Here is a 12,254-nt window from a genome sequence, read left to right as displayed (position 1 = left end):
AACCGAATGAAGCTCACCAAACCGGTGCCCAGCGGTCCCTGCTGGATCGAGCTGAGCACCCCCGACATTCCGGCCGCCAAGTCGTTCTACGCGGCGCTCTTCGGCTGGCGCTCCGAGACCGATCCGCGCGAGGAGGCGGGCGGCTACACCATGGCGCACCTCGGCGACGCGCGCGTGGCCGCGCTCAGCCCGGTCTACCAACCGGGACAGCCACCCGCCTGGACGGTCTCGTTCGCCAGCGCGGACACGGACGCGACGGTCGAGAAGGTGAAGTCGGCGGGCGGCTCGCTCCTGGTCGGCCCGATGGACGTGTTCGACCAGGGCAGGTTCGCGGTGGTCGCGGATCCCTCGGGTGCGGTGTTCTCGTTGTGGCAGGGGCGCGCCTTCGCCGGTGCCGAGCGGCTGAACGAACCGGGCGCGCTCGGCTGGGTCGAACTCGTCACCCGCGAGGCCGACCCCGCGCTCGCTTTCTATCCCGCGGTCTTCGGGTGGACGGTCGACGCCGCGTCCGAGAGCTACACGCAGTGGGGCGTGGCGGGCGAGGACTTCGGCGGCATGCTGATCATGGACGAGAAGTTCCCGCCGGACGCGCCGTCGAACTGGCTGCCGTACTTCGCCGTGACGGACGTCGACGCGACGGCGGCCACCGCACAAGGGGCGGGCGGCGAACTGCTGATGCCGCCGACGAGCATTCCGGACGGGCCGCGCATCGCGGTGGTACGGGATCCGCAGGGCGCGGTGTTCGGCATCCACCGGGCGGCCGACGAGGGCTGAGGTCTGTCCCGTGATCCCGAGCGGGCGTGCGACGACAGCCAAGGCGCCTCGCCGCGTTGTCGGAACGCCCGGACACTTCCCGTACGCGGGCGCCCCTCCGCCTTGTGACGCACCGCATCCGACGCCGCACGGCGATCCACCAGGGATCACGGGACAGCCCTCAGGGTTGCTCGCCCGGATCAGGCCGGGCCACTCCGATCGCGACGCACCCGAGCCCGCGCGTCCACCGGTTCGACAGCCGCCCGCAGGGGGATGGCGAACGGTCTTCCTGGAGTTCAGCTGATGTACGAGAGCGATGCCGGACTGCTCGCCCCCGGGCGGGCGGGCTCCCCCGCCGAGACGGCCGGCGGCGACAGCGCCTTTCTGCAGGCGATGCTCGACGCCGAAGCCGCGCTGACCCGTGCCCAGTCGGGCTGCGGGCTCGCCCCCGCCGGGGCAGGGCGGGCGGTGACCGCGTCGGCCGAAGCGCGCCGTTTCGACGTACGGGACCTGGCGCTGCGCGCACGCGAGAGCGGCAACCCGGTCACCCCACTGGTCGCCGACCTGGTCGTCCTCGTGGAACCGGACGCCCGGCCCTATGTCCACCGGGGCGCCACCAGCCAGGACATCCTCGACACCGCCGCCATGCTGGTCGCCGCGCGGACCCTGGCCCCGGTGCTCGACGACCTGGTGCGGGCCGCGGACGCGGTGGCACGGCTGGCCGTCGCGCATCGCAACACCCCGATGGCCGGCCGCACACTCACCCAGCACGCCGTGCCGACCACCTTCGGGCTGAAGGCGGCGGGCTGGCGCGCGCTCATCCTGGACGCACGGGACCGGTTGTCGGCCGTGCGGGAGTCGCTGCCCGTACAGCTCGGCGGCGCGGCGGGGACGCTGGCGGCCTTCAACACCTTCGCCCCGGTCGACGAGGCCGAGGCAGCCGACGACTCCGCCGACGACGCGCGTGGGCTGGCCGTGCTCCAGGCGTTCGCGAACGAACTCGGTCTGGCCGAACCGCTGTTGCCGTGGCTCAGCCTGCGTACCCCGGTCGCCGACCTGGCGGGCGCGCTGGCCTTCACCGCGGGCGCGCTCGGCAAGCTGGCGGCCGATGTGCTCATTCTGTCCCGCACCGAGATCGGCGAGGTCACCGAGGGCCGGGGCGGTGGTTCGTCCACCATGCCGCAGAAGGCCAACCCGGTGCGCGCCACACTGATCGCGGCGGCTGCCCGTCGGGCCCCCGGCCTGGCGGCGACGCTGTACGGCTCGCTCGCCGCCGGGGACGAGCGGCCGGCCGGGGCGTGGCACGCCGAGTGGGAGCCGCTGCGCGAACTGCTGCGGCTCGTCGGCGGGGCCGCGCGCGATGCCGCCGAACTCACCGAGGGACTGCGCGTCGTCCCGTACGCCATGCGGGAGAACCTCCAGCTCACGGACGGGCTGATCGTCTCGGAGCGGCTCGCCGCCGTGTTCGCCGAGCGGATCGGCCGCAAGCGCGCCAAAGAGGTCCTGGTGAACGCGGCCGCTCGGGCCCGTGCGGAGACCACGGATCTGGCCGACGTACTCACCGATGTGCTCGACGAGGAGCCCGAGCTCTCCGGTCTCGATCTGTCCGAACTGACCGAGCCCGCCCGGTACACCGGCTGCGCGGGCCCCCTCACCGACCGCGCGCTGGACCGCGGATGACCGCACGCGCGGCCGTGCCGAGAAGGCGCCGCGCCTCCGCCGCACCCATTCCGGGCCGCTCAGGGGTGGATGCGGAACGGGTCCGGTCAGCGCGCGTCGCCGGCCCCGACGGTGGGGACGGGGCGGGCGGAGGTGGGGCGGCCGACCGCGGCCGGGGTCAGCCCGGGGCGCCGTCCCCGCGGATCCGGGCATGGACGTGCATGTCGTGCCAGCCGTCGGCGTGCAGATGGCCCCGGCGCTTGGTGCCCTCCAGGGCGAAGCCCGCTTTGGCCGCCACCCGACAGGACGCCTCGTTCCGCACGGAGTGATGGAGTTCGAGGCGCTCGAAACCGATCTCGTCGAAGGACCAGCGCGTCAGCGTCAGGAGGGCCCGGGGCGCGATGCCCCGTCCCCGGGCCGCCGGCAGCATCCAGTAAGCGCATTCGGCCTGACCGATGGCCGGTATCAGCGAGCGGAGCGAGATCCGGCCGAGCAGCTCCTCGGCTCCGCCGACGGTGCTCCCGGGGCGGACGACGGCCCAATGGGCCCCGGTCTCGCAGTACCAGGCGTCGCGCCACTGATCGATCCAGTCGCGTGCCTCGTCCTCGGTGTCGGCCCGGCGCAGATGCCAGCGCTGGATGGCCGGATCGGCGAAGGCGGCGAGAACGGCCGGCGCGTCCTCGTACCGCCACGGCCGCAGGAGCAGGTCTTCGGCGACGGGGAGAGCGGGTTGCAGGGAGTCCGCGAGGCGCCCGGGAGGAATATGGGGCGGCACCAAGTACGGCATGGCCGCATCATCGCACGGTGCGGGGCACCGCCCCGCCCTCGGCCGCGGCGCGCGAGTGCCGTCCGCCGGCCGCGGTGGCGCACTCCCCCACCCGGGACCCTCCCGCCCCTCATTGAAACTTCACACACCACGTACGATGGCGGGATGAACTCGCCGAGCGGAGGGACCCGCCGACCACGGCGGAGCGCCCACGCGTCGGCCGTTCTCGGCTGGCTGTTCGTACTGCTCGCCATGGTCTCCTGCTGCTCGATGGCGGCCCCGGGCTCGGCGGCCCACGGGTCCGGCACACACGCCACGGCTGCCGCCCGGGGCATGACACCGGTCCATCCGGCGGCCGTTCAGACCGTGGTCGCCCATGCCCCTGACGACCGGGGCATGGGCAGTTCCTGCCACGGGACGTCCGAGCACGCGACACCGGTCGTGCTGCCCGGCCAGAGCGCACCCGTGGCCCTTCCCCGCATGACCGCCACCGCCCCCGTCGCCCCGCTCACCGGCGCCGCCGCGATCCGCGGTCCGTCCAACGACGCCGTACGGGACGTCGACCATCTCCGTCTGCAGGTTCAACGGATCTAGAGGCAGGGCCCGTTCCTCGGGACACCGAGGACGTTCTCCCGCATGCCCTCGACTCCATCGATCGTGTTGAACCGAAGGACTTTCCATGGCTACCGCCAAGAAGCAGAACACCCCTGCCGCCGCGCGCCGCGCCAAACTGGAGGAGGCCCGCCGCAAGGAGCGGGCCCGCGAGCGGCGCGGCCGCGTCATCGTCCTCACCGCCTCCGTCGCCGTGGTGGCCGCACTGGTCGCAGGCGGCGGCTACCTCATGTCCGCCGCCGACAAGAAGGACCAGGCCGACGCGGAGGCCAAGTCCTCGCCCGTGCGAGGCGAGCGGACCTGGGACAAGCTCTCGCAGAACCATGTCGAGAAGAAGGTCGGCTACCCGATGAACCCGCCGGTCGGCGGCGATCACAATCCGGTGTGGATGAACTGCGACGCCGATGTCTACACCAAGGCGATACCGAAGGAGAACGCCGTCCACTCCCTGGAGCACGGCGCGGTCTGGGTCACGTACACGAGCGAGGCGAAGCCGGCCGACATCGAGAAGTTCGGTGAGCGGGTCAGGACGACGCCCTACTCGCTGATGAGCCCGGTCGAGGACCAGGCCGCCCCGCTCATGCTCAGCGCGTGGGGCAAGCAGGTGACGGTGACGAGTGCCGCCGACCCACGCGTGGCGCAGTTCTTCACCAAGTACGTGCAGGGGCCGCAGACCCCGGAGCCGGGCGCGGCCTGCACCGGCGGGGTCGCCCAGTGACGCCGGCGACGCGCTCCTCGCGCCCGATGGTGGTGGCGGGCGGTGTGGTGCTGCTGCTGGCCCTGGGCCTGGTCGCGCTGATGCTCGTACGGCCGTCCTCGTCCGCGGGCTCCGCCGCTCAGGCGCCCGCCCCCTCGGACGCGTCGGTCGACGTCGGGTTCGCCCGCGACATGTCGATCCACCATCAGCAGGCGGTCGAGATGTCGTTCATCGTGCGGGACCGTACGTCCGACGTGGCGGTGCGCCGGCTCGCGTACGACATCATCAACACCCAGGCCAATCAGCGCGGCATGATGCTCGGCTGGCTGGAGATGTGGGGCCGGGCGAAGTCGTCCGACGCTCCTCCCATGAAGTGGATGGGGCATGCCTTCACGCCCGGGGGTGACGGTTCACTGATGCCGGGCATGGCGACCGGCACCGAACTCGACGCACTGCGGACGGCGAAGGGCAAGACCGCCGAGGTGCTGTACCTGAAGCTGATGACCACCCATCACCGCGCCGGTGCGGAGATGGCACAGGCGGCGGCCGACGCGGCCGGCACCGACGAGATCAGGAACCTGGCCGCGGGCATGGTCCGCGGCCAGCAGTCGGAGATCGCGCTGATGGCGGACATGCTCAAGGAGCGTGGTTCGACGGCCTGAGCACCCGGCGTTGCGACGACCCGTGCGGCCATGTGCGCCGACGGGTTCAGCGGCGGCCCGTTCGCGGCGGTTCCTTCCCCCGCGGACGGGCCGTCCCCGGTCGGGGGAGGCGGCGGGCGACCGTCTGAACGGACGGCCCCGGAGACGCACCGGCTTGCCGGACGGATCGCACGGCCCATCACTTAGGCTCGGATCCAATATGAAGAGCAACCTCGCTCCGCTGGGGCCCAAGGCCGACAAGGACACCGTGCGTCGGAGCAATCTCAGCCTGGTGCTGCGGGCCGTCCGTGACGAGGACGAGGGCGAGGCGACCAGGGCCGGGGTCGCGGCGCGAGTGGGGCTGACCCGGGCCGCGGTGTCCTCGCTCGTCGAGCAGCTCCTCGACATCGGATTCCTCACCGAGTCCGGCAAGACCTTCAGCGGACAGGCGGGCCGCCCCGGGACCGCGCTCAAGGTGGCGCGCACGGGGCCGGCCGGGCTCGGCGTAGAGGTCAACATCGACTATGTGTCGGTGTGTGTCGTCGATCTGGCGGGCACCGGCCGGGTGCGGCTCACCGAGCACCTGGACAACCGCGGCGCGCCCCCGGCGGAGGTGCTGGCGCGGGCGGCGGGCATCGCCGCGCGCACTCTGGAGTCGGCACGCGAACAGGAACTGTTCCCGGTCGGGGTGGCCCTCGCGCTTCCCGGTCTGGTGTCCGGCGGCACGGTGCGCCAGGCACCCAACCTGGGCTGGAACCGGGTTCCGGCCGAAGAGCTCTTCGCCGCGTCGCTCGCCGCCGAACGCCCCGGTCACCAGGCGCTGCCGGTGGGTTCGGAGAACGAGGCCAATCTGGCGGCGCTGGCCGAACTCTGGTTCGGCGGGCTCGACGCCATCCGCAGCTTCCTCTATCTGACGGGCGAGATCGGTGTCGGCGGCGCCCTGGTCATCGACGGTGAACTCCTGCGCGGAGCACACGGGTTCGCCGGGGAGGTCGGGCATGTGGTGGTGGACGCGGCGGGACCGGAGTGCCGGTGCGGCTCGCGCGGCTGCCTGGAACAGTACGCGGGACAGGCGGCGCTCCTGCGGGCCGCCGGGATCGAGGAGTCCGGCAAGGGCGGTGGCGTAGCCGAGCTGGAGCGACGCGCCCGCGCCGGGGACGAGCGGGCGGTGGCCGCTGTCGCGGGGGCCGGCCGGATGCTGGGACGGGTGCTGTCCGGGGCGGTGAATCTGCTCGACCCCGACGCGGTGGTGCTCGGCGGGATCTACCGGAACCTGATGCCGTGGCTGTCACCGCCCGCCGACGAGGAGCTCACCGGCCGGGTGGTGTCGGGGCTCTGGTCTCCCGGGAGCGGCCGGCTGCGCGCCTCGTCGGTCGCGGGCGACGCGGCGCGGGGTGCTGCGGCGCTGGTGATGACGAGGGTACTGGCCGACCCGGTGGCGTACGCGAGGAGCCGGGAAACCGGCTGATGCGCCCCCGACCGCGGCACGCGCGGCGCGCACGGCCGGCCACCGACCGGGCCGGCGTCAGGCCGGGGCGGCGGGCGCCGACCGGACGAACTCCCGAGCCGCCTCAGCCTCCATGGGCCGGGCACCTGGCCGATCCGCCTCCTCTCCACCCGTTCCGCGACGGGCCGGACAACCGGTCCGACCGCCGCCGCGTCCCCGCCGGTCGTGCCATGGGGGTGGGCCGGACGCCGGATGTCCGGCCCACCCCCAACGACCCGCGTCGCCGCGGCGGAGATCAGCGGACCCCGAGCAGGTGGTCCATCGCCAGCTGGTCCAGGACCTCGAACGCCATCCCGCGTTCCGCCGCCGCGTCCACGTCGAACTCCTCGAACGCCGACCGGTCGGCCAGCAGCCCGGCCACGCCGTCCTCCGCGGTCGGACGGGCCAGCTCGTCGAGCCGGGACGCGCACAGCGCCTCCCGCACCTCGGGGTCGGCCCGGAAGGCGCTGGCGCGCTCCTTGAGGATCAGGTAGTTGCGCATGCAGCCCGCGGCCGACGCCCAGACACCGTCGTAGTCCTCGGTCCGCGGCGGCTTGAAGTCAAAATGCCGCGGTCCCTGGTAACCGGCCGTCTCCAGCAGGTCGACCAGCCAGAACGCCTGGCGCAGATCGCCCGCGCCGAAGCGCAGGTCCTGGTCGTACTTGATGCCGGACTGGCCGTTCAGGTCGATGTGGAAGAGCTTTCCCGCCCAGAGCGCCTGGGCGATGCCGTGCGGGAAGTTCAGTCCGGCCATCTGCTCGTGCCCGGTCTCCGGGTTGACGCCGACCAGCTCCGGGCGCTCAAGACGCTCGATGAAGGCGAGGGCGTGGCCGATGGTCGGCAGCAGGATGTCGCCGCGCGGCTCGTTCGGCTTGGGCTCGATGGCGAACCTCAGGTCGTACCCCTGCTCGGTGACATGGTCGCCGAGCAGGTCGAAGGCTTCCTTCATACGGTCGAGGGCGACCCGGATGTCCTTGGCGGCGCCGGACTCGGAGCCCTCCCGACCGCCCCAGGCCACATAGGTGGTCGCGCCGAGCTCGACGGCGAGGTCGATGTTGCGCAGGGTCTTGCGCAGGGCGTAGCGGCGTACGTCCCGGTCGTTGGCGGTGAACGCGCCGTCCTTGAACACCGGGTGGGTGAAGAGGTTCGTCGTCGCCATGGGGACGACGAGTCCGGCCGCGTCCAACGCCTGCCGGAACCGCTTCACGATCCCTTCGCGCTCGGTGTCCGTCGAGCCGAACGGAATCAGGTCGTCGTCGTGGAATGTCACACCGTACGCACCGAGCTCCGCGAGCCGCCGGACGGAGTCGACCGGGTCGATCGCCGTACGGGTCGCGTCGCCGAAGGGGTCACGACCCTGCCAGCCCACCGTCCACAGTCCGAAGGTGAACCTGTCGTCAGGGGTGGGCGTGAAGCGTTCCGTCATCGGCTGGCCGCCTTCGGTACTGGGGGTTCCATGGCTGGTCGAGATGACCAAACCCTATTTGTTCACCGTCATGACTAATCATGCACGCAATATCCCCGGCACATAACCCCCTCATCAGTGCAACCCCAGGGCGATCACTGTTGCCGACGGGATCGGTCGCGTAATTTGTTTTCCGCACGATCAAATCAATGGGCGGGCTCCTGCGGCCGCACCCCGAAGCGAGGAACGCTCCGCAGCCGCCTCCCCCGCGCCCCCGCCGCCCGCAGCACAGGAATGAGGTCGCCCATGCCGCCACGCACCGTCGTCATCGGTGTGGACAGCTCCACGCAGTCCACCAAAGCCGCCTTCGTCGACGCCGGGACCGGCCGGCTGCTCTCCGTCGGCCGCGCACCGCATGCCGTCACCGGCGAGGCGGGTGCCCGGGAGAGCGACCCGGAGGTGTGGTGGCGGGCGCTGTGCGACGCGGTCGCCGCCGGGCTGAAGGAGTCCGTCGTCGCCGCGTCCGCCGTGACCGGCATCGCGGTCGCCGGGCAGCAGCACGGCCTCGTGGTTCTCGGCCCCGGCGGGCGCCCCCTGCGCCCCGCCATGCTCTGGAACGACACCCGCTCCGCCCCGCAGGCCGCCGCCCTCACCGCGGCATTGGGCGGGGCCGCGCCCTGGACCGCACGGACCGGGTCGGTGCCGGTGGCCGCCATCACCGCGTCCAAGTGGCAGTGGCTGCGGGAGAACGAGCCGGAGAACGCCGCCGGGGCCGTGGCCGTCCGCCTCCCCCACGACTTCCTGACCGAACGCCTCACGGGCGCCGCCGTCACCGACCCCGGTGACGCCTCGGGCACCGGCTGGTACTCCACAGCGATCGGCGCCTACGACCCCGGATTGCTCGAACTCCTCGGCCTGGACACCTCGTTGCTGCCCGAGGTGGCGCAGACGGGAGCGGCCTGCATCGGCTCGCTGACGGCCGAAGCCGCCGACGCGCTCGGCCTGCCCGCCTCGACCGCCGTGGCCGCGGGCACCGGGGACAACATGAGTGCCGCCGTCGGCCTCGGACTCGGCGGCGCCGGACTGCTGGACCATCCCGTGCTCAGCCTCGGCACCTCGGGAACGGTCTTCGCGGCCTCCCGGACCCGGCCCGCCTCGACGGCGCTCTCCGGCTTCGCCGCCGCTGACGGTACGTATCTCCCGCTGGCCTGCACCCTCAACTGCACGCTCGCCGTGGACAAGATCGCCGCGCTGCTCGGCCTGGACCGCGAGGACGCAGTGCCCGGCGGCGAGGCGGTGCTCCTCCCCTATCTCGACGGCGAGCGGACCCCCGATCTGCCCACCGCCGCCGGCCTGCTCACCGGACTCCGGCACGACACCACCCCGCAGCAACTCCTCGGCGCCGCCTACGAGGGCGCGGTCGTCACCGTGCTGCGCGCCCTCGACGAACTCCTTCGGGCCTGCGGTCTCGACCCCGCCGATCCCGAGGTCGCCGCCCGGCCGCTGCGCCTGATCGGCGGCGGCGCCCGGGGGCGCGCCTGGGTGGAGACGGTACGCCGGCTCTCCGGGCGCCCGGTGATCGTGCCGGGCAGCGGCGAACTGGTGGCGCTGGGCGCGGCCGCACTCGCCGCCGCCGCGGCCACCGGCGACGACCCGGTCGCGATCGCCACCGAATGGGACACCGGCAAGGAGTCTCAACTCCCCCTCGTCCAGAAGGACTCGGCCACCTGGGAGCGGGTCGGCTCGGTTCTGCAGCGGGCCACGGACCCCTTGCTGGGCGGGGCCTGACTCCCGTACACCTGACACACCCGGCAAGGGGCGCTGACTTGCTGTCACTTCGTCCGGGCCGCCTCGGGCGTGGGCCCGTGGCCGCGGTCGGGCCGGTTTGGGGAAGCGAAGCGATCTTCAATAGTATCCGGCGATGATCATAAGAAGAAGGCTGACGGTCGGGGTGGGCATTCTGCTCGCCACCCTGACCGCCGGGCTCGGTACGGCACTTCCCGCCGCAGCCGATGAGACCCCCACCAAAGCCGCCCCGAAGGTCGAGTTGGTGCTCGACGTCAGTGGTTCGATGCGGACCCGTGACATCGACGGCCAGTCCCGGATGACCGCGGCGAAGCACGCGTTCAACGAGGTCCTGGACGCGGTGCCCGAGCAGGTGGAGCTCGGTATCCGGACGCTCGGCGCCGACTACCCGGGCAATGACCGGAAGGTCGGCTGCAAGGACACCAAGCAGCTGTACCCGGTCGGTCCGCTGGACCGCACCGAGGCGAAGACCGCGGTCGCCACCCTGGCACCCACCGGCTGGACCCCGATCGGCCCGGCCCTGCTGGGCGCCGCCGACGACCTCGAAGGCGGTGACTCCACCCGCCGGATCGTGCTGATCAGCGACGGCGAGGACACCTGTGGCCCGCTCGACCCGTGCGAAGTGGCACGTGACATCGCGGCCCGCGGCATCCACCTCGTCATCGACACGCTGGGCCTGGTGCCGAACGCGAAGATCCGCGAGCAGCTGACCTGCATCGCCGAGGCCACCGGCGGCACCTATACCGCCGTCCAGCACGCCGATGAACTCTCCGGCCGGGTCAAGCAGTTGGTCGACCGGGCCGCCGAGCCCGTCGTCACACCGGTGGCTACCGAGGGCGCGGACCGCTGCGCCAAGGCTCCCGAGCTCAAGGCGGGCCTGTACACCGACCGGGAGAAGATCGGCGAGCACCGCTGGTACCGGGTGGACGTGCGCCCCGGTCAGGAGCTGCGTGCCTCGGTCAGCGTCTCGGCGGACCGCGCCGTGAACAACGACTACGGTGTGCTGCTGCGCGCGGTGACCGTGCACGGGCGGGAGATCGTCCGGGGCTCGGAGTCGGGCACCGGCCGCACCGACGCGATCTCCTCCGGCCTGCGCTACCCGAAGCCGGAGCAGGACGCCGCGGACGACGGCACCGAGCCTCCCGCCGAGACCGTGTGCCTGCAGGTGAGCAACTCCTTCTCGGCCCCGGCCTCGGTGAAGACCGAGCCGGGCATGCCGGTCGAGCTGACCGTGGACCTGGTGGACGCCCCGGACGACGCGGCCGATGTCGCCGCGTTCGGCCTCGGCAACGGCTGGTGGCTGCTCGGCGTGCTGGTACTCACCGGGCTGATCGCGGGCCTGCTGACCGGCTGGATCTCGCGCTGGCGCATCGCCGTCTGGAGGACCAACTGATGATGCGTACGACACGTGTGCTCGCGGGCGCGCTGCTGACCGGCCTCGCCCTGCTGACGTCGGCGGGCGCCGCCTCGGCCGACACTCCGTCGGCGAGCCCTGACCCGAGCGCCTCCGACGGCGCGTCCGGCCCCACCGAGGCCGGCACCACCTTCCGTACGGCCACGGCGGTCCAGCAGAACCAGCGCGCCACCGCCGGTGCCTCCACGGGTGACTACCTGTACTGGGTGTTCCCCGCCGACGCGGGCCAGCGCGCCACCGTCAAGGCCAAGATCACCCTGCCGGAGACCGCGACCCGGCACGGCGCGTCGACCTGGCAGGTCGATGTCTACGACGGGCTGCGGCGCCGCCAGGCCTGCATGTACGGCCGCCAGACCGGGAAGGCGGCGGCCGACGCGTCGACCGTCGAGCTGACCTGCGTACTGCGGACCGTCCGCGCCTGGTCCGAGCCGTGGGCCAACGACCCGCTGCCGGGCAGCTACTACGTGCGCCTCACGGTCGTCGACCTGCCCTCGGCGGACCTCGGTCTTCCGGTGCAGACCGAGGTCGAGGTCACGACGGTCGACAAGGGAGGTGCCGCGGACGTCGACGGTACGCTCGCCCGGCCGCTGGTTCCCGGCACGTCCGTCGTCTCACCGGCCTCGGACGCATCGGACGCACCGGCCGACGGTGGTGACGACACGTCGGCCAAGGTCTCGCTCGGCAGCGAGCCCGAGGGCGGCTGGGCCTCCGGCTGGTGGACCGGTCGCTGGCTGTGGACGGTCGGCGGCGGCGTTCTGGGGGCGCTCGCGGCGGTCTTCGGTTACTCCCTCACGCGCGGCGGCGGCCGCCCGTCCCGGGTTCCCCCGGGCGTCTGACCCACGCGTCGCGGGACGGGCTCCGGACCGGGAGCCCACCGACAGGTGTCGCCGGACGGGGCTCAGGAACCGAGCCTCGTCCGGCGACGGCGTAAAGATCTCCCTCCGCTCCCCCACCGCCCGCGCGCTCCGGGCACCACGGCGGCTACCCTCGACAACTCACGTACCGCACACGGCCG

11 protein-coding genes are annotated in these 12,254 nt (G+C 72.8%); 9 read left to right on the top strand and 2 right to left on the bottom strand.

Annotated features, from left to right (window positions below):
• The first annotated feature begins 6 nt into the window (after positions 1–6).
• Both ACZ68L_RS00875 and pcaB read left to right on the top strand, forming a co-directional pair.
• Positions 7–774 carry a VOC family protein gene (locus ACZ68L_RS00875; RefSeq protein WP_469573053.1) on the top strand — a complete coding sequence of 256 codons (768 nt, stop codon included), beginning with the start codon at positions 7–9 and terminating at the stop codon, positions 772–774.
• Positions 775–1,056: 282 nt separating this feature from the next.
• A complete protein-coding gene (pcaB, locus tag ACZ68L_RS00870; RefSeq protein ID WP_469573051.1) occupies positions 1,057–2,433 on the top strand; it encodes a 3-carboxy-cis,cis-muconate cycloisomerase in 1,377 nt (458 codons plus the stop codon).
• A gap of 157 nt (positions 2,434–2,590) precedes the next feature.
• Here pcaB and ACZ68L_RS00865 read toward each other — a convergent pair whose 3' ends face one another.
• Positions 2,591–3,199 (bottom strand): GNAT family N-acetyltransferase, encoded by a 609-nt coding sequence (locus ACZ68L_RS00865; RefSeq protein WP_469573048.1) that lies wholly within the window; start codon positions 3,197–3,199, stop codon positions 2,591–2,593.
• Between the two features lie 144 nt (positions 3,200–3,343).
• Between ACZ68L_RS00865 and ACZ68L_RS00860 the strand changes: the two genes are divergently transcribed.
• From ACZ68L_RS00860 to ACZ68L_RS00845, 4 genes are all read left to right on the top strand, one after another.
• The gene (locus ACZ68L_RS00860; protein ID WP_469573047.1) at positions 3,344–3,772 is read left to right on the top strand and encodes a hypothetical protein; all 429 of its coding nucleotides are present in this window, start codon (positions 3,344–3,346) and stop codon (positions 3,770–3,772) included.
• An 85-nt stretch (positions 3,773–3,857) separates the two neighbouring features.
• Positions 3,858–4,508: a DUF3105 domain-containing protein gene (locus tag ACZ68L_RS00855; RefSeq protein ID WP_469573045.1), complete on the top strand. Its 651-nt coding sequence runs from the start codon at positions 3,858–3,860 to the stop codon at positions 4,506–4,508.
• The gene (locus ACZ68L_RS00850; RefSeq protein WP_469573044.1) at positions 4,505–5,149 is read left to right on the top strand and encodes a DUF305 domain-containing protein; all 645 of its coding nucleotides are present in this window, start codon (positions 4,505–4,507) and stop codon (positions 5,147–5,149) included. Before ACZ68L_RS00855 ends, ACZ68L_RS00850 begins: the two co-directional genes overlap by 4 nt.
• A 199-nt stretch (positions 5,150–5,348) precedes the next feature.
• Positions 5,349–6,596, top strand: coding sequence for an ROK family protein (locus ACZ68L_RS00845; protein WP_469573041.1), 1,248 nt, complete (start codon positions 5,349–5,351; stop codon positions 6,594–6,596).
• Between the two features lie 274 nt (positions 6,597–6,870).
• On the opposite strand, the gene xylA is transcribed toward ACZ68L_RS00845, so the two are convergent.
• On the bottom strand, positions 6,871–8,040 hold the full coding sequence (xylA, locus tag ACZ68L_RS00840; RefSeq protein ID WP_469573040.1) for a xylose isomerase: 1,170 nt from the start codon (positions 8,038–8,040) through the stop codon (positions 6,871–6,873).
• 285 nt (positions 8,041–8,325) lie between these two features.
• Between xylA and xylB the strand changes: the two genes are divergently transcribed.
• The 3 genes from xylB (at position 8,326) to ACZ68L_RS00825 (ending at position 12,075) form a co-directional block, all read left to right on the top strand.
• Positions 8,326–9,807, top strand: a complete 1,482-nt coding sequence (gene xylB, locus ACZ68L_RS00835) for a xylulokinase (protein ID WP_469573039.1) — start codon at positions 8,326–8,328, stop codon at positions 9,805–9,807.
• Between the two features lie 133 nt (positions 9,808–9,940).
• Positions 9,941–11,218 (top strand): VWA domain-containing protein, encoded by a 1,278-nt coding sequence (locus ACZ68L_RS00830; RefSeq protein ID WP_469573038.1) that lies wholly within the window; start codon positions 9,941–9,943, stop codon positions 11,216–11,218.
• 2 nt (positions 11,219–11,220) lie between these two features.
• A complete protein-coding gene (locus ACZ68L_RS00825) occupies positions 11,221–12,075 on the top strand; it encodes a hypothetical protein (RefSeq protein ID WP_469573315.1) in 855 nt (284 codons plus the stop codon).
• Positions 12,076–12,254: the final 179 nt, after the last annotated feature.

The sequence above is a fragment of the Streptomyces sp. NPDC104309 genome, from assembly GCF_055584025.1.
The sequence above is the reverse complement of the archived record's forward strand: the minus strand, read 5'-3'. Positions and strand labels throughout refer to the sequence as shown.